This is a genomic window from Micromonospora sp. NPDC049799 (assembly GCF_040656655.1).
Lineage (GTDB): Bacteria > Actinomycetota > Actinomycetes > Mycobacteriales > Micromonosporaceae > Micromonospora.
In genome coordinates, this window is the sequence record NZ_JBFAMU010000049.1 from 1 (window position 1) to 19,608 (window position 19,608).

Here is a 19,608-nt window from a genome sequence, read left to right on the forward strand (position 1 = left end):
CATGGGTGACAGGTGGTACTCCGAGGCCGTCGTCTACTGCCTCGACATCGACACGTTCGCGGACTCCGACGGCGACGGGGTGGGTGACATCCGTGCCGCCGGGTCGAGGCGGGCGGCGAGCACCGTACGCACCAGGTCGTGCACCTCCAGCGGCGTCCACACCGGCCGGGTGACCCAGATGCGGCTGGCCGGCACGGCCTGCACGCGCAGGGAGGCGGACACCAGCACACCGAGTGCTCCCTGCGAGCCGCAGAGCACCCGGGCCCGCTCCAGCCCCTCGGCGCCACCACCGGCGTCGACCAGCTCACCGTCGGCCTCCAGGTAGCGCAGGCCGGCGAGCTGGTCGCACGGGGTGCCGTGGCGGTGCCGCAGCGGGCCGGCCTCGCCGGCGGCGAGCACCCCGCCCAGAGTGGCACCGGGTGAGGGCGCGTCCAGCGCGAGCCTCCGGCCGGTGCGCTCCAGGGTCGCCTGCACGGCACGCAGCGGGGTGCCGGCACCGACCTCCACGGTCGCGCCGGCCACCGACCGGTGGCCGATCCCGGCGAGCCGGCCGGTGTCGAGCATGATGTCGACCCGCTCCGGGGCGGCACCCCAGTCGATCTTCGTGCCGGCTCCCCGGGGCACCACCGTCAGGTCGTGGCGTGCGGCGAGGCGCAGCACCTCGGCGGCGGCGTGCGGGCCGCCCGGCACGGCGACCCAGCGGGCCGGGCGACCGGCCACCTCGTCGGCCGGGCCGGCCATGCGGGCGAAGGGCGGCCCGCAGATCTCCGTCAGCCGCCGGGTGATGTCCAGTGCGCCGGGCCGATCGGTGTAGCTCGCTGCTGCCGCCATGGCGGTCATCGTACACATGTTCGAAAGACCTGGCGGCGGGTTGCCGGACGAGCCCGCGCGGCGGGCGGCGCTCGGCCGGTAACGTGGCGCCGTGACCACCGAGACCCCGCCCGTGGCCAAGCGGGTGCCGAGCGAGCGCACCCACCACGGTGACACCGTCGTCGACGAGTACGCCTGGCTGTCCGTCAAGGACGATCCGGAGACGATCGCCCACCTGACCACCGAGAACGCGTACACCGAGGCCCGGACGGCGCACCTCGCCGGGCTGCGCGGAGAGCTGTTCGAGGAGATCCGCCAGCGCACCCAGGAGACCGACCTGACGGTGCCCGCCCGCAAGGGCGGCTGGTGGTACTACACCCGCACGGTCGAGGGCCAGCAGTACGGGGTGCACTGCCGCCGGGCCGTCCGCGACGGCGAGACCGAGCCCCCGGTCAGTGTCGACGGTGCCCCGCTCGACGGTGAGGAGGTGCTGCTCGACGGCAATCTGCTCGCCGAGGGGCACGACTTCTTCGCGCTCGGCGCGTTCGACGTCAGCCCCGACGGGCGCTGGCTCGCGTACTCGACGGACTTCTCCGGCGACGAGCGCTTCACGCTGCGGGTGAAGGACCTGAGCACCGGCGAACTGCTCCCCGACGAGGTGCCCGACACCTTCTACGGCACCGCCTGGTCCGCCGACGCGTCGGTGCTGTTCTACGTGACCGTGGACGAGGCGTGGAGACCCAACCGGGTCTGGCGGCACACTCTGGGCACCCCGTCGGGCGAGGACGTGGTGGTTTACCAGGAGGACGACGAACGGTTCTGGGTGGGCGTCGAGCTGACCCGCTCGGAGAAGTTCGTCCTCATCGACATCCACAGCAAGATCACCAGCGAGGTGCTGGTGATCCCGGCCGGCAACCCGACCGGCGCCCCGGCGTCCGTGGCGGCCCGCCGGCAGGGCGTGGAGTACACGGTGGAGCACCACGGGCACCGGTTCCTCATCCTGCACAACGACGGTGCGGAGGACTTCGCACTCGCGTACACGTCGGCGGACGCGCCCGGCGACTGGGTCCCGCTGATCGAGCACTCGCCGGGCACCCGGCTCGAGGCGGTGGACGCCTTCGCCGACCACCTCGTGGTGTCGCTGCGCAGCAACGGGCTGACCGGGCTGCGGGTGCTCCCGATCGGCGGCGGCGACGCGTACGACATCGACTTCCCGGAGCCGCTCTACAGCGTCGGCCTGGGCGCCAACCCGGAGTACCGCACCGGGCAGATCCGACTGGGCTACACGTCGCTGGTCACGCCGGACTCCGTCTACGACTACGACCTGGTGACCCGGCGGATGACGCTGCGGCGGCGCAAGCCGGTGCAGCCGGGGCCGGACGGCCGGCCGTACGACCCGGCGGAGTACGAGCAGCACCGCGACTGGGCGCTCGCCGACGACGGCACCCGGGTGCCGATCTCGCTGGTGTGCCGCGCCGGGACCCCACGCGACGGCTCCGCGCCCTGCGTGATCTACGGCTACGGCTCGTACGAGGCGAGCATGGACCCGTGGTTCTCGGTCGCCCGGCTGTCCCTGCTGGACCGGGGCGTCGTCTTCGCCGTGGCACACATCCGGGGCGGCGGCGAGCTGGGCCGGCGCTGGTACGACCGGGGCAAGCTGCTGGCCAAGAAGAACACGTTCACCGACTTCGTGGCCTGCGCCCGCCACCTCGTCAAGGCCGGCTGGACGGCGAGCGACCGGCTGGTCGCCCGGGGCGCCTCGGCCGGCGGCCTGCTGATGGGCGCGGTGGCCAACATCGCACCGGACGCCTTCAGCGGCGTCGTCGCGCAGGTGCCGTTCGTGGACGCGCTCACCTCGATCCTCGACCCGTCACTGCCGCTGACCGTCACCGAGTGGGAGGAGTGGGGCAACCCCCTCGACGACCCCGAGGTGTACGCGTACATGAAGTCCTACACCCCGTACGAGAACGTGCGCGCCGTGGACTACCCGGCGATCCTCGCGGTGACCAGCCTGAACGACACCCGGGTGCTGTACCACGAGCCGGCGAAGTGGATCGCCCGTCTGCGGGAGGTCGCCCCGCAGGGCGACTACCTGCTCAAGACGGAGATGGGCGCCGGCCACGGCGGCCCGAGCGGCCGCTACGACTCGTGGCGCGAGGAGGCGTTCGTCAACGCCTGGATCCTGGACCGCCTCGGCCGCGCCTGACGGTCGAGGACGAACGGGCCGGGGGCGCTCCGGCGCGGCATGCCGCCCGCCGGCCCGTTCGCACGCCCTCCGTCAGGTCGCGCGCAGTTCCTCGACCGCCGTACCGGGCCGCAGGAAGAGCAGGCCGACCGCGACGGTGACCAGCACCGCCGCGAGGGCGCCGGCCCCGAGCCAGGCCACGTGTTCCAGGGGTACGTCCGGCGTGCGGCTGACGAGCGGCTCCACCTCGACCCGGGTGTACTGCGCCCGGGTCGCCGGGTCGTTGCAGAGTTGCTCCGCCGCGTCACAGAACTCCACCGTCCCCCCACCGCTGGTCGGCGTGCCGAAGAGGCCGCGGGCCAGCAGCAGGCCGACCGTGAGCGCGAGGGCGACCGCCGGCACCGCCGGGGCCAGCGCCTGCCAGGCGATCGACCGCCCGATGGTGGCGGCGGGCACCCCGGTCGCCACCAGGGCCGCGTACGCCCGCCGCCGGGCGGTGACCCCCTCGACCAGGGCTACGACGAGCCCGCCAGCGGCCACCACCATGGCCACCGCGACCGCGAGGTCGACGAGGTCCATCGTGCTCAGGTAGAAGTCGTCGGTGCCGGCCAGCCCGCCCCCGCCCCGCCGCTCCAAATCCCCCGCGGCCTCGAAGTAGGCCCGCAGGCCCGCCGCCCCGGCACCGAGGAGCACCGCTGCCAGCAGAGCGGCGAAGGTGCGGCTGCCCGCCCAGGGGTCCGCGGTCAGGCGGGCGGCCGCGAGCAGCGTGGCCGGGCGGCGTGCCCACCGGCGCAGCAGCCGCCCGGTGACGTACGAGATCCAGCCGGTGCCGACGACGACGCCGACGAGTGCGGCGAGCCCGCCGCCCGTCAGCAGGGCGGGGGTCAGCCACTCGGGCGGCTGGGTGTCGCGGGTCGCGTACCAGCGGTCGATCGGCCCGATGGCGGCGAAGGCAACCAGCCCGAGCCCGATCAGGACGCCGGCCCAGGGGCGAGGGCCGCGTTCGCGCCGCTGCTTGCGGACCACCCCGAGCGGGCCGACGGTCACCCGGCGCAGCATGAGCGCGGTGGCGAGGCCCGCCACGACGGGCAGCCCGAGCAGTACTGCGGCGAAGGCTCCGGGAGCGGGCAGTACGTCGGTGGGGAGGGCCAGCCGCCCTTGCCCGTCGGGGGTGTCGAACGCCTCGCGGACGCCGAAGTAGATCGCCGTGCCGCCGGCCGTGCCCAGCAGGGCCGCGAGGCCGGTCTCCCCGACGGCGAGCCGGGTGACCTGCCCGGGGGTGGCGCCGGCGAGCCGCAGCGCGGCGAGGCGGCGATCACGGGCCGGGGCGCCGAGCCGGGCGCACTGGCCGGCCAGCGCCAACACCGGGACGGTGAGCAGCAGCAACGCGAAGGCGGTGCCGCCGCGCAGCCCCGGCTCGACGAGCAACTGGCTGGCGTACTGGTCGGACCAGCGCACGTCCCCCTCGTCGACCGGGGGTGGCGTGGGGATGGCCAGGACGGTCAGCGCGGCCAGGCCGGCGAGGGCGGCCAGCGCGGCGCTGAGGGCGGTGAGCACCACGCGAACGGTGTCGGTGGCGGTGCCCGCCACGGCGAGCCGCAGCAGGGTCGACGGCCTCACCGGTGGCCACCCGCGAGCGGCACGTCCAACCCGAGGCCATCGTGGTCGACCACACCGTCGCGCAGCACCACCTCCCGGTCGGCGTACGCGGCGATGCGCGGCTCGTGGGTGACGAGCACGATGCTGGTGCCCTGCTCGCGGACGAGCCGGACCAGGCGGGTGAGCACCTGCTCACCGGTGAGCGTGTCCAACGCCCCGGTCGGCTCGTCCGCGAACAGCACCCGCGGCTCGGTGACCAACGCCCGGGCGGTCGCACAGCGTTGCTGCTGCCCGCCGGACATCTCCCCGGGCCGGGTGTCGGCCAGGTCGGCCACCCCGAGCCGGTCCAACCAGCCGAGCGCCGCGGTCCGCGCCTCTCGCCGCCCCGTGCCGGCGAGGAGCAGGGGAAGGGCGACGTTCTCCGCCGCGGTCAGCTCGGCGACGAGCTGGCCGAACTGGAACAGCACCCCGAAGGTGCTGCGTCGCAGCCTGGACCGGGCCGCCTCGGACCAGGTGTCGATGCGCTCGCCACGCCAGAGCACCTCGCCCGCGTCGGGGCGCAGGATGCCAGCGAGGCAGTGCAGCAGCGTGGACTTGCCGCAGCCGCTGGGGCCGGTGACCGCGACGATCTCGCCCTCGGCGACGTCGAGGTTGACGCCGCGCAGCGCGGGGGTCGGGCCGTAGGAGCGGACCACGCCCCGGGCCTGCAGGTAGGTCACGAGTGCACCTCCCGGTGCCAGTCGGCGACCCGGTCCAGGGTGGTGTGGAGCCACCGCAGATCCGCGTCGAGGTGGGCAATGGCGTAGTCGGCCGCCACGACGTCGTCGAGGCTGGCCGAGGGTGCCGTCTTGGCGGCCGTCAGCTCACGCAGGCGCACGGTGTGCGCCTGCCGTTGGGCGGCCAGGTAGGAGCGGGCCCCGGCGACATCGTCCACCAGCAGCGCCACGGCGACCTTGGCGAAGAGCGTGCTGGAGACGTACGGCATCGGTGCCTCGACCTCGGCGAGCCACCGGTCCAACGCGGCCCGCCCCGCGTCGGTCAGCACGTACGCCGTGCGATCGGGGCCGCCCTCGCGTTCCTGACCGGCTGCCACGACCAGACCGTCACGTTGCAGCCGGCCGAGGGTGGCGTAGACCTGCCCGAACGCCAGCGGACGGGCCCGGGGCAGGCGCTCGTCGTGGGCGCGTTTCAGCTCGTAGCCGTGCCTGGCACCAGCCGCGAGCAGCCCGAGCAGCACGTGCGGGGTGGACACGCGGCCACTATTCACTCAGTGAATAGTGGCTGTCAAGGAGCCGTGCGCGGACGGGCCCTCGTCCGGCACGAGGGCCCGTCCCTACCCTCACGGCACCAGCACCGACGCCAGCACCGCCGGGTCGACGTTGCCGCCGGTGACCACCGCGACCGTACGCCCGGTGGGAATCTCGGCGGCGCGGAACAGCCGGGCAGCCACCGCCACCGCGGCGCTCGGCTCGACGACCAGCCGGGCGTCGCGGACCAGCCGGCCCATCGCGGCGCGGATCTCCTCCTCGGTGACCGTGACGATGCCGTCGAGCCGGGCGGACAGGTGCGCGAGGGTCAGTTCGGACGGCGGCAGGCGCAGGCCGTCGGCCATCGTCCGGTAGGTCCGCTCCTCGCCCCACACCACCACCGATCCGGCGGCGAGCGAGTCCCGGGCGTCGGCGGCCAGCTCCGGCTCGACGCCGATCACCGTCGCCTCCGGCCGCAGCGCCCTGACCGCGGTGGCGATGCCGGAGGAGAGCCCGCCGCCGCCCACCGGCACCAGCACCACGTCGACGTCGGGCAGGTCCTCGACGATCTCCAACCCAATCGTGCCCTGCCCGGCCACGATGCGCCGGTCGTCGAACGGCGGCACCAGGACCGCGCCGGTCGTCGCCGCGATCCGTTCCGCCTCCGGGACACGTCGCGGCGGCGGCACGAGCAGCACCTCCACGCCGAGCGCGCGGATCCGGTCGACCTTCACCGCCGGGGCACCCTCGGGCACCACGATCCGGCACGGCACGCCGGCCGCCCGGGCCGCGTACGCCAGCGCCAGCCCGTGGTTGCCCGAGGAGTGCGTGACCACACCGCGCGCCCGCTCCGCCGGGGTCAGCCGGGCGACCGCGTGGGTCGCGCCGCGCAGCTTGAACGACCCCACCGGCTGCAGGCTCTCCGGCTTGAGCCACAGGTCCGCGTCCCACCCGGTCCGCAGCAGCGGCGTACGCAGGACGGTGCCCGCGATGTCGACGGCGGCGGCACGGACGTCGGCGATCGAGACCAGCTCCATCGCCCCATCCTGCCCGCCCCGGTGCCCCCACCGGGGGAAGGAAGGGCCCCTTGTTAACGCCGGGCGTTGTACAGGGGGCCCTTCTTGACAGCTGCGCGTTCCGGCCCTCCGCCACCCACAGAACACCGTCGTCGGCCGGGCGGGGGTCACCTAGACTGCCCGGGTGGCGGGGGACGGCGACGAGGACCGGACGGCGGACGTACCCCGGTCGAGCCTGCGGGCCGCGGCGCGCGACCGGCGCGTGTGGGCGATCCTCGCGGTGGTCGCGGCCCTGCTGGTGTGCTGCTGCTCCGCCGCGGCCGGGACGCTCCTCGCGCTGGCCGGCGGCCTCTTCACCGCGAACTGATCACGCGAACTGATCGCCGGCGGGCGTTAAGAAGGGGCCCTTCCTTGCACGCCGATCAGGGCGGCGGCCTCGCCGGTACGCACCATCCGCTGCCAGCGCAGCCGGTTCCCGACCAGCGCGGTGACCACCGACTGCACCACCACCAGGTACATCAGCTGGCGGTAGACGAGCTGCTGGAACGGCAGGCTCCACAGGGGACCGTACCGTTCCCGGTCCAGGCGCAGCGCGTACGCGGCGGTCAACCCCTGGAGCAGCAGCAGACCGGCCCACGCCAGCACGAGGTTCGACCAGGGCAGGAAGAGCAGCCCGTACACGGCGTAGACGTCCACCGCCGGGGCGGCCAGCGGCAGGACGATCTGGAACACCGTCAGGTACGGCAGCCCGCGCCGGCCGAGCTTGCCGCCGGCGCCCGGCTCGCGCAGCGCGTGCCGGTGCTTCCACATCGCCTGCATCGTGCCGTAGCACCAGCGGTACCGCTGCCGCCACAGCTGCCGCAGCGTCGACGGAGCCTCGGTCCAGGCGATCGCCGACTCCTCGTACACCACCCGCCAGCCGGCCCGCAGCACCTTCATCGTCAGGTCGGTGTCCTCGGCGAGGGTGTCGGAGGGCACCCCGCCGACGGCGAGCAGCACCTCGCGGCGGAACGCGCCGATCGCGCCCGGGATGGTCGGCATGCACTCCAGCACGTCGTACATCCGGCGGTCCAGGTTGAAGCCGATGACGTACTCCAGGTGCTGCCAACGGCCGAGCAGCCGGCGCCGGTTGGCGACCTTCGTGTTGCCGGAGATCGCGCCCACGGTCGGGTCGGCGAAGCCCTGGACCAGCCGGTGCACGGTGTCCGGCTGGAAGACGGTGTCGCCGTCGACGAGCACCAGCAGGTTCGCCCGGGCGGCCCGGATGCCGGTGTTCAGGGCGGCCGGCTTGCCGGCGTTCGCCTGCCGGATCACCCGTACGCCGCGCAGCCGCATCCGTTCCACGATGTCGGCGGTGCCGTCGGAGGAGCCGTCGTCCACCACGATGACCTCCAGCGCCGGGTACGCGCTGGCCACCAGGGAGCGGACGGTCGCGGCGATGTTGGCCGCCTCGTTGTACGCGGGCACGATCACCGACACCGGTTCGCCGACCGCCGGTCGTGGGGGGCCCGGCCGGCGGACCCGGCGGACGTGCCGTTGGGCGCACACCACCTGGACGGCCAGCCGGGCCACGCCGAGCACCAGCGCGATCCCGAGCAGCAGGTCCATCCCGCCGGCGGTCCAGCGGGCGCCGGTCTGGGTCCAGCGCAGGGCGGTGCCGCTGGCCCGGCTGCCCACGCTCGCCTTCACCATGGACGCCGGGGCGTCCACGCCCTCGGAGACGGTGGTGAACCGGTAGCCCTGCCGGGTGAGGTCGGGCAACATCCGGTCCAGCGCGGCGACCGTCTCGGACCGGTCACCGCCGCCGTCGTGCAGGAGGACCACGGCGCCCCGCCCCCGGGCCGGGGTGGCGGCCTTGACGATGGCGTCCACTCCCGGCCGCTGCCAGTCCTTGGTGTCCAGGTCGCTCAGTACGCTGACGTGACCGGTGCCGGCGGCGGCGCGCAGCGCCGCGTACTGGGCGCCGGTCAGCTCGCCGGGTCGGGACGAGTACGGCGGACGCAGCAGGGTGACCTCCCACCCGGTGGCTCCGGCGATCGCCTTGCGGGTGAGCGACAGCTCCACGTCGCGGCGCCACGCCGGGGCGGTGCCCAGGTCGGCGTGGGTGTAGGTGTGCGAGCCGAGTTCGTGTCCCTCGGCGAGGATCCGCCGCGTCAGCTCGGGATTCTCGTTGACGCGGGAGCCGACCACGAAGAAGGTGGCGCGGGCGCCGTGCCGGCGCAGCACGTCGAGGACCTGCGGCGTCCACTCGGGGTCGGGTCCGTCGTCGAAGGTGAGGGCGATGGTCCGGTCCGGCACGGCGCGGCTCACCGGTTCGTCCCGGTCCAGCCGCAGCACGGGCCCGCCGGTGTTCACCTGTCGTGGCACTCCGGTGGCCGCGGCGTCGGCGTCGTGCCGCTGACCCGAGCCGCCGCCCAACCCGGACACCAGCCCGTTCAGGCTGAGCGCCGCGAGCAGCAGGAACAGCGCGAGCACGAGCAGGACCCAGTGCGCCCGAGGATCCCGCCGCGCGATGTGGCGCGCCACCGTCACCGAGGTTTGCCGGGGGACCGGCTCGGCTTCGCCGTGCTGCGCCGGTCGTCGCCCTGACCGGGAGGCTCGGACGAGGTCGGCTGGCCGGCGGCGGGGGTGCCCGGCGGTGCGGTGGTGGCGGTCGTGGCGGCGCTGCGGCTGGACGTGGGCAGCGGCACCGCGGTGCTGGTCACCGGTGCGGGGCTCTGGACCGCCGGGGACCCTTCGCCGAGCTCACCGCCGTCGTCCACCTCGGCCTCGATCGGCGCCCGGTTCTCCGACCAGCCGGGCAGCGAAACAGACGAGTCCATGAAGAGGCCGGCGGCGATCAGGCCGAGGCTGACGAGCAGACCCAAGCCCATCGCGGTCCCGGCGATGACGGTCAGCCGACGTCGCTGCCCCGTCCCGTCGACGAATACCGGCGGCGGTCCGCCCGGCTCGTTGTGCATCTGCTGAAACTCCCGCTGCCATGCGCGCGCCGGACACGGGCCGGCGTGGACCCGTCGGCCGGGCCCCCGGTTCCAACAGCGCCGCCCGTCGGCGCCGCGTTACGCGGCAAAGGGGGGCTTCAGCCGGCGGTCGGGGACCAGACCGGGTCCCGGCCGGTGCGGGCGAGAAGACGGTCGACGTCCGGCAGGTCGGGCGAGGCGGGCAGGTCAGCGGCGGCGGAGGGCGACCACGGCGACGTCGTCCTGGATCTCGGGCGGGGCCAGCTCGACCAGCAGGCGCTCGCAGAACCGGTCCAGGTCCTGGTCGACCCGGGCGGCGACGGCCGCCAGGGCGGACAGCCCGTCGTCGATGGTGGTGTCCCGCCGCTCGATCAGCCCGTCGGTGTAGAAGACCAGCGTCGCTCCGGCGGGCAGCACGAACTCCAGGTCCGGCGGGCGCGGGGCGCGGACCCCGAGCAGTGGGGCGGACTGCTGCACGAACTCCACCTTGCCGTGCAGGCTGAGCACCGGCGGCAGGTGTCCGGCGCTGGCCATCCGCACCCGACCGCTGGGCGGGTGGACCAGCAGGACGCAGATGGTGGCCAGCTCGTTGGGGAGCAGCGTCCGCATCAGCTCGTTCACCCGGTGCAGGATCTCGCCCGGCTGGTGCCCCTCCACCGCGTACGCGCGCACTGCGTGCCGCAGCTCGGCCATGACGGTCGCCGCGTGCAGCGAGTGGCCGGCCACGTCGCCGATCGCCAGCAGCAGGTGCCCGTCGAGCATCACCAGCTCGTAGAAGTCCCCGCCCACCTCGGTCTGGGCGCTGGCCGGCTCGTAGCGCACCGCCAGGTCCAGCCCGGCGACGGTGGGGATCCGGCGGGGCAGCAGGCTGCGCTGGAGGGTGACGGCGATCCGGTGCTCCTCGTCGAAGGAGCGCTGCGCCTCCACCGCCGCCGCGACCGCCTGGGCGAGCTGCACCAGCACCGGGTTGCGGTCGGTCTGGGTGTGGGTGGGTACGACGACGTACAGCGGTGCGCGGTCCTCGCGCAGCCGGGCGGCGGCGACGGTCACCGTGTCGTCGGCCGGCCAGTCGACCAGGCCCCAGGCGGCCGGATCCTGCACGCGGACTGTCGACCCGGTGGGCACCCCGGTGTCGTCGACGACCCACGGGACGATCCTGGCCGGCGTGTCCGGGCCGGCGGTCACACCCGCGATGCAGTCGCCGTCGAAGGTCTCGGCCACCACGGCGGCGGGGCACTTGAAGATCTTCGCCGCCCCTTCGGCCGCCCCCTCCAGCAGCCGGGCGAAGCTCGGTGCCGCGTGCACCGCCACGGTGGTGTCGGCGAGCCCGGTGAGCCGCTCGACGAGCAGTTCGGCGCGCTGTCGGGCGCGGTAGTACCGCAGCACCGCCGATGCGGTGGCCACGAGTTCCTCGGGCTCGATCGGCTCCGCGAGGTACGCGTCCGCGCCCCGGGTCAGCCCCTGCGCCCGGTCCACCACGTCCACCGCGTGCGCCGAGACGTGGATGACCGGCATCGCCGGGTGGGCCGTCTTGATCCGCTCGCAGACCTCGAACCCGCTGAGGTCGGGCAGCCGGACGTCGAGGACCACCAGGTCGATCGGATCCACACCGACCCGGGCCAGGGCCTCGCCGCCGGTCTCCGCCTCCAGCACCGTGAAACCGGCCCGGGAGAGCCAGCTGACCAGCAGGTAGCGCTTGGTGCGACTGTCGTCGACCACGAGCACGGTCGCCGGACCGCCCTCCACGGTCAGGCTCCGTCCACGGGCAGGGAGACGGTGAACGTGCTGCCCCGGCCGGGCTCGCTGGCCAGGTCGAGGCTGCCGCCGAGCAGCGTCACCAGCCGTCGCGCGTACGGCAGGCCGAGGCCGGTGCCGCCGACCCGGGTCTTGCCGGGGACCTGGTAGAACTCCTCGAAGATCCGCTCGTGCAGCTCCGCCGGGATGCCGGGGCCGGTGTCGGAGACGGTGAGCTGCCACCGGTCGCCCCGGCGCTCCGCCCGCAGCCGAACCTCGCCGCGCTCGGTGAACTTCAACCCGTTGTGCAGCAGGTTGCGCAGCACCTGGGCGAGCAGCACCTCGTCGGTACGCAGGACGGCCGGCGCCGGCGGCTCCTCCACCACCAACTCCACCTCGGGCCGGGTGGCCAACGCGCGCAGGGTGCCCCGCAACTGCCCGAAGACGGGCCGCAGGTCCACCTCGGTCCAGTCCGGCTCGATCCGCCCGGACTCGGCCTTCGCCAGGTCGAGCAGTTCGTTGACCAGCGCGAGCAGATCGGCCGCCGAGGAGCGGATCAGCCCGACCTGGCGGGCCTGCTCGGCGGTGAGCGGGTCGGAGGAGGAGTCGGCGAGCAGGCGGCCCAGCCCGATGATCGCGGTGACCGGGGCCCGCAGCTCGTGGCTGACGTTGGCGAGGAACCGGCTCTTGGACTCGCTGGCCGCGCGGAGCTGGGCGGACTTCTCGTCCAGCTCGCCGTAGAGGGCGACCACGCCGCGGTTGGTCTCCTCCAGCTCCTCGGTGAGCTGGTTGTAGAGCGCCATGACGCCCCGGTTGGTCTCGGCCAGCTCCTCGTTCAGCACGGCCAGCTCGTCGCGCTGGCTGCGTACCTCGTCGAGGGCGGCGATGAGCTGCTGGTTCTGGGCGGTCAGCTCGTCGAGGGCGCTGCCCGGCGCGCTCTCCCCGAGGGCGGCACGCAGCTCGGCGAGACGCTCCGGGGTCAGCGCCTGCGCGGTGACCGGGACACGTCGGGACATCCTCACGACCGTATCCCCCTTCCCCACCACCATGTCCAGCCTGTCCACGAGTCGTGCCACCGCCCCGGACTGCGGCTCGTACCGTCCTCCCGGAAGGGGACCGACCGGGGCGAGGTCGATCCGGAGGTGCTGCCTACCGTCATCGGCGTCGGCGGTCACCGCGAACGTCACGTCCGCCCCGCCGACGGCGCGCAGCAGGTCCCGGGCGACCTCGCTGAGCGCGGTCGCGATGCGGACCTGGTCCTGGTGTTCCAGCCCGACGGCGGCGGCCACCTCCCGGCCGCGCTGCCGGACCACGAAGATGTCGTGCTCGACCCGCAACGCCATCGCCAGCAGCGGCATCGCGGACGTGGTCATGACGCCGCCCGGGCGACCAGGACGCAGGCATCGTCGCGGCGGAGGCCGGCGTCGCGCAGCAGGGTCGCGGCCACGACCAGGGGGGACCGGTCGGTCAGGCCCGGGTACTCGTCGAGTTGCCAGCGGTCGACCACCCCGTCACTGTGCATGACGAGGAGGGCGTCCGAGCCGAAGGGGTAGTCGTACTCGCGTACCGACGGCCGCTGGTGCCCGGCGATGCCGGGCAGCGACACCAGGCCCTTGCGGCGGCCCTCGCGGTCGACGACGGCGCCGGAGATGTTGCCGAGGCCGGCGTAGCGCAGCAGGCCGGTCGCCGGGTCGGGCTCGGCCACGGCGAGCGCCGCGCCACGCGTGTGCGACATGGCCCGGTGCAGGTGCCCTACCACGGTGGCCGGGGACCCGGCCGGCGCCCGCCGGAACGCGTCCAGGGCGGCGTCGGTGGCGGCGGCGGCGAGTGAGCCGTGCCCGAGGCCGTCGCAGACCAGCAGCTGTCGCCGGCCCTCGGCGGTCCGCCAGGCGTAGCCGTCCCCGCTGACCGTCTCCCCGGTGATCGGCCGGGTCAGCGCGCCGACCCACGACTGCTCGGGGGCGGCCCGCGGCCAGACCTGGACGGCGAGGACGGTGCCCTTCCCCGGCCGGGAGTACCCGTCGAACCAGCTGGCCTGGCGGGTGATCGCCCCGAGGCCGATGCCGAGTGTGCCGGTGGTGGAGTGCCCGTCGCGGGAGGAGACGGTCAGGTCGGCCATCCCCGGGCCCGAGTCGATGGCGACCAGTTCCACCCCGGCCTCCGCCTCCCGGCGTACCGGGCGGAGCAGCAGCACGCCGTCGTCGGCGTGCTTGACCAGGTTGCTGGTGAGTTCGGCGGCGACGATCGCCAGGTCGGCGGTGCGGGCGTCGCCGAGCCCGAGCTGGGCGCCGAGCCGCTCGGCGGCCCGGCGGACGGCGCTGGCCGTGCTGCCGGCCTCGACGCGGAACCAGATTCCGCGGTCCGAGACCGGGTCGGTGTTCATCGGGACCACTTGGTGACCGTGATGCGGGTTCCCTCACCCACTACGGTCCAGATGTCGAACTCGTCGACGAGGCGGCGGGCGCCGCTGAGCCCGAGGCCGAGCCCTCCGCCGGTGGTGTAGCCGTCGGTCAGGGCCAGGTCCAGGTCGACGATGCCGGGGCCGGAGTCGGCGAAGACGATCCGTACGCCGCGCCGCCGCCCGTTGTCGACGGTGGTCACCTCGACCGTGCCACCCCCGCCGTACACCAGGGTGTTGCGCGCCAGTTCGCTCGCCGCGGTGACCAGCTTGGTCTGGTCGACGAGGGAAAGCCGGACGGCCACCGCGACGGTACGCACCAGCTGCCGGACCCGCACCACGTCCTCGTCGCTGCGGATCGCCTGCGCCTGCGGCTGGCCCAGGTCGACGCCGGTCGTCACGGCGTCGCCGTCTCGGCGTCCGGTTCGTCGTCGAGCTCCTCGTGCTCGTCGGCGCGGGCCGCCGCGATGAGTTCCATGCCCCGCTCGACGTTCAGCGCGGTACGGATGCCGTTGAGCGACAGGCCCAGCTCGACCAGCGTGATGGCGACGGCCGGGCGCATGCCGACGACCACCGTCTCGGCGTCCAGCACCTTGGAGATGGACGCGATGGTGGAGAGCATCCGGCCGACGAACGAGTCGACGATGTCCAGGGCGGTGATGTCGATGATGACGCCGTGGCAGCCGGTGTCGACGATCCGCTCGGCCAGGTCCTCCTGGAGCTGGAGAGCGGTCTGGTCGGACATGTCGACCTGGATGGAGACGAGCAGGATGTCGCCGATCTTGAGGATCGGCACCCGGTCCATCAGCGCTCCCGGCGCGTCGTGCGGCGGGCGGTCTCCACGCCGGTGAGGCGGAGGACGTGCCGCAGGGCGTCGGCGAGGCTGGCCTTGGTGGCGATGTCGCCGAACTCGATGCCGAGGGCCACGATCGTCTGCGCGATCTGCGGCCGGATGCCGGAGATGATGCAGTCGGCGCCCATCAGCCGGGCGGCCACGACGGTCTTGAGGATGTGCTGGGCGACCTGGGTGTCGACCGCCGGCACGCCGGTGATGTCGATGATCGCGTACGGGGAGCTGGTGTCGACGAGGGTCTGCAGCAGCCGCTCCATCACGACCTGGGCGCGGGCCGAGTCGAGGGTGCCGACCAGGGGGACGGCGACCACGCCCTCCCAGAGCTTCACGACCGGGGTGGAGAGTTCGAGAAGCTGCTCCGCCTGGTCGGCGATGAGGCTCTCCCGGGTCCGGACGTAGGTCTCGAAGGTGAAGAGGCCCATCTGGTCGACGAAGCTGGAGTAGGCGACGTAGTCGCGCAGGGTGCCCGTCCCGCTGTCCGCCTCCATCAGCTCCAGCAGCACGTCCTTGAGGGCGAAGACGCTGGTGGCGGTCTCGGTGGCGGAGAAACCCTGTCGGGCACGGCCGCGCGACAGGTCGGCGAGGACCGCGCGCAGCTCGCCGGCGTTCTCACCGTCGAGGTGCAGCAGGCCCTGCTCGGCGGTGGTGACCATGCCGCGGTGCAGGTCCTCCACCTGGCGGCGGAGTTCCGCCTGGCTGAGACGTCCCCGCAGGGACGCCCCGGCAATCTCGGTCCACCGGGACAGGACCCGGTCCGTGTGGCTGGTCAGCAAGGCCGCCAGTCGACCGCTCTCATCGGCGCTTAGCGCCATGTCAGACCCCCTTGACCTGGAACCGGGCGGACTCTATCACCGGGTGCCGGAGAACTACTTGCCACGTGGCAAAGGAATGATGACGCACACCGGATACCACCTCCCGTTCTGCGTACCACCTCCATCGTGGGATACCGTTTCACCGATAACTTGGAGGTCTGGCAAATGTCCTTGACGGTGCACACGGAACAGCGCGGCGACGTCGTCGTCGTGTCGGTCGCAGGCGAGCTGGACATGGCGACCGCACCGCAGTTGCAGGACCAGATCACCGACCTGCTGGACAAGGGTCGGAGCCGGCTGGTCTTCGACCTGGCGGACGTGTCGTTCTGCGACTCGACCGGCCTGTCCGTCTTCGTCCGCGCCAAGAACAGCTGCGACGAGGCCGGGGGCGTGGTGCGGCTGGCCGCACCGCAGCGTGGGGTGCTGCGCATCCTGGAGGTCAGCGGCCTGGTCGAGGTGCTGCACACCTACCCGACGGTCGAGCAGGCCGTCGCGGGTGAACCCACACCGGCCTCCTCCTGATTCCTTCTCTCACCGCCCGTCCTCGATGTACCGGGGGCGGGCGATGACCATGCCCGCTCCGGTCTGCACCGCCAGGGCCACCAGCAGGAACCCGATCGGCGCGGTCCAGCCGCCGGTCGCCTCGTAGAGCACCCCGACCAGCAGCGGCCCGAGGGCCGCGATGACGTACCCGGTGCTCTGCGCGAACGCCGACAGCGCGACGGTCCCGTCCGCCGTGCGGGCGCGCAGTCCGATGGTGGTGAGGATCAGCGGGAACGCGCCCTGTCCGACCGCCAGCAGGGCCACCCAGAGCAGCGCGCCGTCGTGGGGCGCCAGCGCCAGGCCCAGGTAGGCGAGGGTGGACGCGGTGGTGAGCCCGAGCACCAGCGGACGCAGCGTGCGCAGCCGGCCGGCCAGCGTCGGCATGAGCAGCGCGATCGGCACGCCGAGCGCGGTTACCCCGGCGAGCAGCAGACCGGCCGTCTCGGGCCGGTAGCCGGCGTCCCGGAAGAGCTGGGCCAACCAGCCCATGATCGCGTACCCGCTGAGCGACTGCGCGCCGAAGTACACCGCCATGGCCCAGCCGAGCCGGGTCCGCCCGGGTCGGATCCGCGCCCGGGGAGCGGCGGCGGCCGTCCGGGGCGCCCGCCGCGCCGCGGCCCGGGCCCGGAGCGCCAGCGGCACCCACGGGAGTACGGCCACCGCGGCCAGCCCGGCCCAGACCCCGAGCCCGGCCCGCCAGGACCCGAAGGCGTGGGCGATCGGCACGGCCGAGGCGGCGGCCACCGTCGTGCCCACGGTCAGTGCCATCGTGTACGCCCCGGTGACGAGCCCGGTGCGGTGCGGGAAGTGCTGCTTGACCAGCATCGGCAGCAGGATGTTCGCCACCGCGATACCGGCGAGCGCCAGCGCGCTGGTGAGCACGAAGACGAGCGGGGAGTCGGTGAGGACCCGCAGCACCTGCCCGACGGCCAGGGCGAGCATGGCGACCACCAGCACCCGGGCCGGCGCGAACCGGCGGACCAGCCACGGGGTGAGCGCGCCCAGCCCGGCGAACGCGATGGTGGGCAGCGTGGTGACGAACCCGGCCATCGTCGCGGACAGCCCGAGACCGCCCCGCACCTCGTCGAGGAGGGCACCGAGGCTGGTCACCGCGGCCCGCAGGTTCACCGCGACCAGCAGCATCGCCACCAGCACCAGCAGGCCCCCGGAGACCGGTCCGACCGCCTGCCGTGACGGGGTCGGGGGTGCCACCGGCGCGACGGCGGTGGGGGTGGTGGTGGGTGGTGGCGGGGTCATGGAGTCGAACCTACAATCATGGGATGAATTTCCGGCAGGGGTTGTAACCAGTGCCACCGACGACTGATTCCGCGCCCGTGCCCCCGCGTGGGCAGCGGGTGCGGGAGACGATCGCCCAGCTCCGGCAGCGGATCCTCGGCGGCGAGTGGCCGGTGGGTGGGCGCATCCCCACTGAGCCGCAACTGGTCGCCGCCCTCGGCGTGGGCCGCAACACCGTCCGCGAGGCGGTCCGCGCCCTCGTGCACGCCGGGGTGCTGGAGTGCCGGCAGGGCTCCGGGACGTACGTGGTGTCGACCGACGAGCTGGCCCCCGTGGTGGCCCGCCGGCTCACCGACGACCGGATGACCGAGGTCGTCGAGGTGCGGCGCGCCTTCGAGGTGGAGGCCGCCCGACTGGCCGCGCTACGGCGTACGGCCGAGGACCTGGCGGCGCTCGACGCGGCGCTCGCCGACCGGGAGGCCGCGTGGCGCGGAGGCCGGGTCGACGAGTTCGTCGAGGCCGACGCCGCGCTGCACACGGCGGTGGTCGCCGCCGCGCACAACGGCATGCTCGCCGACCTGTACGCCTCGGTCGGCACCGCCCTGCGCAGCACGGTGGCGCAGGCAATGGGCGGCGCGCTGGAGCCCGAGCGCCACGTCGACCACTCCCGGCTGGTGGACGCGATCCGGGCCGGCGATCCGGAGCGCGCGGCGATCGAGGCCGGCGCTTTTCTGGAGCCCGCTTCGGGGGCATAGGTTGTGCCGGACGGAAAACCGGACACCTCGGGAGTACGGATGCTCAAGGGCTTCAAAGACTTCATCATGCGCGGGAACGTCGTCGACCTGGCGGTCGGTGTCGTCATCGGTGCCGCCTTCACCGGCGTGGTCACCCAGCTCACCAAGTCGTTCCTGGAACCGCTGGTCCGGGTGATGATCGCGCTGATGACCGGCAGCAAGGACGGCCTCAGCGGGTCCACACCGAAGTTCCGGGGCATCCCGTTCGACTGGGTGGCCTTCGTGAACGCGCTGATCACGTTCCTGCTCACCGCGCTGGCGCTGTACTTCCTGGTCGTCTACCCGATGAACCGGTTGGCCGAGCGGCGCCGGCGCGGCGAGGAGCCGCCGCCGAAGGCTCCGAGCGAGGAGGTCAAGCTGCTCACCGAGATCCGGGACGCGCTCGTCGCCGCCGGCCACTCCACCCCCGGTCAGCAGCGCGGCGCCCTGGACGACGTGCTCGGCCGGCGGCAGGAACCGCCCACGAAGTACTGAACCCGGCACACGCACAACGGCCCTCGCGGGAATCCCGCGGGGGTCGCACCTTTTCGTACGCCTGTTCGATAGAGTCCCCGCCATGGAGCAGCGGAAGCACTGGTGGAACGGGAAATGGGGACGACTGGCGCGGCGGGACGTGTTCCTCCGCGCCGACGCCGACCGGTGGTACGTCGAGCAGCGGGCGGGCGGCTCGGAGGGCGTCTCCCAGTTCTACGAGTACGGCAGCGCGGACGAGGCCGAGGAGACGGTCCGGGCGTTGCTCCAGGGCACCGACACGTGGCGCGAGCTGTCCCCGCGCCCACCGTCCGGCTGGTCGAACCCCTCCGGCGTTTAGGGACACGGCGGGTCGGGAACCGCGACCACATGAGCCAGCAGCACACCGCCGTTTCCCGGGTGACCACCGGCATGCCGGTGGTCGACTCGACCGGCGCCGGGATCGGCACGGTGGATCTCGTGCAGCGGGGTGACCCGAACGCGGTGACCGTGCAGGCGCCGACCGCCGACCCGGGCAGCAGCCTGGACGAGCTGATCGAGTCGACCGCCGTGGGGGAACCGGACGTACCCGCCGACCTGGCCGCCCGGCTGCTGCACGGGGGCTACCTGAAGGTCTCCACCGAGCTGGTGCCCACCGGCGCGGTCTACGTGCCGGCCGACCGCATCGCCGCGGTGGACACCCAGGTCCACCTGGACGTCCCCGTCAGTGCCCTCCCCGCCGAGGAGTGACGGCTCCAAGATCGTGCTACATCCATGAAGTAGTGGCCTCCACGTGCCCGGGAGGCCACTACTTCCCTGTTCGAGCGTGATCTCCACCTGGCACAGCCGCCGCCACAGGCGGCGTGGGCGGCGCGGCGGGCGCGGCCGGCCGGACAGGGCGTGGATGTCGGTCCGGATGATGCCGGGGGCGACGGCGTTGACGCGGATGCCGCGGGGCGCGAGTTCCTTGG

20 protein-coding genes and 2 pseudogenes are annotated in these 19,608 nt (G+C 73.7%); 7 read left to right on the top strand and 15 right to left on the bottom strand.

The window, feature by feature from the left end; translation table 11 throughout:
• Window positions 1-303 precede the first annotated feature (303 nt).
• A pseudogene (locus tag AB0I76_RS06870) lies at window positions 304-849 on the bottom strand (FAD-binding oxidoreductase); the annotation flags it as partial.
• Between the two features lie 73 nt (window positions 850-922).
• On the opposite strand from AB0I76_RS06870, the gene AB0I76_RS06875 reads away from it, so the two are divergent.
• Entirely contained in the window at window positions 923-3,016 is a 2,094-nt protein-coding gene (locus AB0I76_RS06875; protein ID WP_357030848.1) for a S9 family peptidase, read from the top strand.
• A 72-nt stretch (window positions 3,017-3,088) separates the two neighbouring features.
• Here the strand turns inward: AB0I76_RS06875 and AB0I76_RS06880 are convergent, their stop codons facing one another.
• The 4 genes from AB0I76_RS06880 to AB0I76_RS06895 form a co-directional block, all read right to left on the bottom strand.
• Entirely contained in the window at window positions 3,089-4,615 is a 1,527-nt protein-coding gene (locus AB0I76_RS06880) for an FtsX-like permease family protein (RefSeq protein ID WP_357030851.1), read from the bottom strand.
• Window positions 4,612-5,313 carry an ABC transporter ATP-binding protein gene (locus tag AB0I76_RS06885; RefSeq protein WP_357030854.1) on the bottom strand — a complete coding sequence of 234 codons (702 nt, stop codon included), beginning with the start codon at window positions 5,311-5,313 and terminating at the stop codon, window positions 4,612-4,614. The genes AB0I76_RS06880 and AB0I76_RS06885 overlap by 4 nt, the downstream gene beginning before the upstream one ends.
• Complete coding sequence (locus tag AB0I76_RS06890) at window positions 5,310-5,846, bottom strand: PadR family transcriptional regulator (protein WP_357030857.1); 537 nt, start codon at window positions 5,844-5,846, stop codon at window positions 5,310-5,312. Before AB0I76_RS06890 ends, AB0I76_RS06885 begins: the two co-directional genes overlap by 4 nt.
• An 87-nt stretch (window positions 5,847-5,933) precedes the next feature.
• A complete protein-coding gene (locus AB0I76_RS06895) occupies window positions 5,934-6,878 on the bottom strand; it encodes a threonine/serine dehydratase (RefSeq protein ID WP_357030860.1) in 945 nt (314 codons plus the stop codon).
• Window positions 6,879-7,041: 163 nt separating this feature from the next.
• Here AB0I76_RS06895 and AB0I76_RS06900 point away from each other — a divergent pair, with 163 nt between their 5' ends.
• Window positions 7,042-7,224: a hypothetical protein gene (locus tag AB0I76_RS06900; protein ID WP_357030862.1), complete on the top strand. Its 183-nt coding sequence runs from the start codon at window positions 7,042-7,044 to the stop codon at window positions 7,222-7,224.
• Window positions 7,225-7,250: 26 nt separating this feature from the next.
• Here AB0I76_RS06900 and AB0I76_RS06905 read toward each other — a convergent pair whose 3' ends face one another.
• From AB0I76_RS06905 to AB0I76_RS06940, 8 genes are all read right to left on the bottom strand, one after another.
• Window positions 7,251-9,383: a bifunctional polysaccharide deacetylase/glycosyltransferase family 2 protein gene (locus tag AB0I76_RS06905; protein WP_357030865.1), complete on the bottom strand. Its 2,133-nt coding sequence runs from the start codon at window positions 9,381-9,383 to the stop codon at window positions 7,251-7,253.
• Between the two features lie 2 nt (window positions 9,384-9,385).
• Window positions 9,386-9,817 carry a hypothetical protein gene (locus tag AB0I76_RS06910; protein WP_357030868.1) on the bottom strand — a complete coding sequence of 144 codons (432 nt, stop codon included), beginning with the start codon at window positions 9,815-9,817 and terminating at the stop codon, window positions 9,386-9,388.
• A gap of 207 nt (window positions 9,818-10,024) precedes the next feature.
• Window positions 10,025-11,563, bottom strand: coding sequence for a SpoIIE family protein phosphatase (locus tag AB0I76_RS06915; protein WP_357030871.1), 1,539 nt, complete (start codon window positions 11,561-11,563; stop codon window positions 10,025-10,027).
• 2 nt (window positions 11,564-11,565) lie between these two features.
• Entirely contained in the window at window positions 11,566-12,924 is a 1,359-nt protein-coding gene (locus AB0I76_RS06920; protein WP_357030874.1) for a sensor histidine kinase, read from the bottom strand.
• Entirely contained in the window at window positions 12,921-13,934 is a 1,014-nt protein-coding gene (locus AB0I76_RS06925) for a SpoIIE family protein phosphatase (protein WP_357030877.1), read from the bottom strand. The genes AB0I76_RS06920 and AB0I76_RS06925 overlap by 4 nt, the downstream gene beginning before the upstream one ends.
• A complete protein-coding gene (locus AB0I76_RS06930) occupies window positions 13,931-14,350 on the bottom strand; it encodes an ATP-binding protein (RefSeq protein WP_357030880.1) in 420 nt (139 codons plus the stop codon). Before AB0I76_RS06930 ends, AB0I76_RS06925 begins: the two co-directional genes overlap by 4 nt.
• Window positions 14,347-14,754: an STAS domain-containing protein gene (locus tag AB0I76_RS06935; RefSeq protein WP_357030883.1), complete on the bottom strand. Its 408-nt coding sequence runs from the start codon at window positions 14,752-14,754 to the stop codon at window positions 14,347-14,349. Before AB0I76_RS06935 ends, AB0I76_RS06930 begins: the two co-directional genes overlap by 4 nt.
• A complete protein-coding gene (locus AB0I76_RS06940) occupies window positions 14,754-15,614 on the bottom strand; it encodes an STAS domain-containing protein (protein ID WP_357030886.1) in 861 nt (286 codons plus the stop codon). Before AB0I76_RS06940 ends, AB0I76_RS06935 begins: the two co-directional genes overlap by 1 nt.
• 165 nt (window positions 15,615-15,779) lie before the next feature.
• Here AB0I76_RS06940 and AB0I76_RS06945 point away from each other — a divergent pair, with 165 nt between their 5' ends.
• The gene (locus tag AB0I76_RS06945; protein ID WP_357030889.1) at window positions 15,780-16,136 is read left to right on the top strand and encodes an STAS domain-containing protein; all 357 of its coding nucleotides are present in this window, start codon (window positions 15,780-15,782) and stop codon (window positions 16,134-16,136) included.
• Between the two features lie 9 nt (window positions 16,137-16,145).
• On the opposite strand, the gene AB0I76_RS06950 is transcribed toward AB0I76_RS06945, so the two are convergent.
• Window positions 16,146-17,300, bottom strand: a complete 1,155-nt coding sequence (locus AB0I76_RS06950; RefSeq protein WP_357030904.1) for an MFS transporter — start codon at window positions 17,298-17,300, stop codon at window positions 16,146-16,148.
• Between the two features lie 164 nt (window positions 17,301-17,464).
• On the opposite strand from AB0I76_RS06950, the gene AB0I76_RS06955 reads away from it, so the two are divergent.
• The 4 genes from AB0I76_RS06955 to AB0I76_RS06970 all read left to right on the top strand — a co-directional run bounded on the left by AB0I76_RS06955 (window position 17,465) and on the right by AB0I76_RS06970 (window position 19,387).
• Window positions 17,465-18,148 (top strand): FCD domain-containing protein, encoded by a 684-nt coding sequence (locus tag AB0I76_RS06955; protein ID WP_357030892.1) that lies wholly within the window; start codon window positions 17,465-17,467, stop codon window positions 18,146-18,148.
• Window positions 18,149-18,187: 39 nt separating this feature from the next.
• Complete coding sequence (gene mscL / locus AB0I76_RS06960) at window positions 18,188-18,661, top strand: large conductance mechanosensitive channel protein MscL (protein WP_357030895.1); 474 nt, start codon at window positions 18,188-18,190, stop codon at window positions 18,659-18,661.
• 82 nt (window positions 18,662-18,743) lie between these two features.
• Entirely contained in the window at window positions 18,744-18,998 is a 255-nt protein-coding gene (locus AB0I76_RS06965) for a hypothetical protein (protein ID WP_357030898.1), read from the top strand.
• Between the two features lie 29 nt (window positions 18,999-19,027).
• A complete protein-coding gene (locus AB0I76_RS06970) occupies window positions 19,028-19,387 on the top strand; it encodes a hypothetical protein (RefSeq protein ID WP_357030901.1) in 360 nt (119 codons plus the stop codon).
• A 132-nt stretch (window positions 19,388-19,519) separates the two neighbouring features.
• On the opposite strand, the pseudogene AB0I76_RS06975 reads toward AB0I76_RS06970, so the two are convergent.
• A pseudogene (locus tag AB0I76_RS06975) lies at window positions 19,520-19,608 on the bottom strand (SDR family oxidoreductase); the annotation flags it as partial.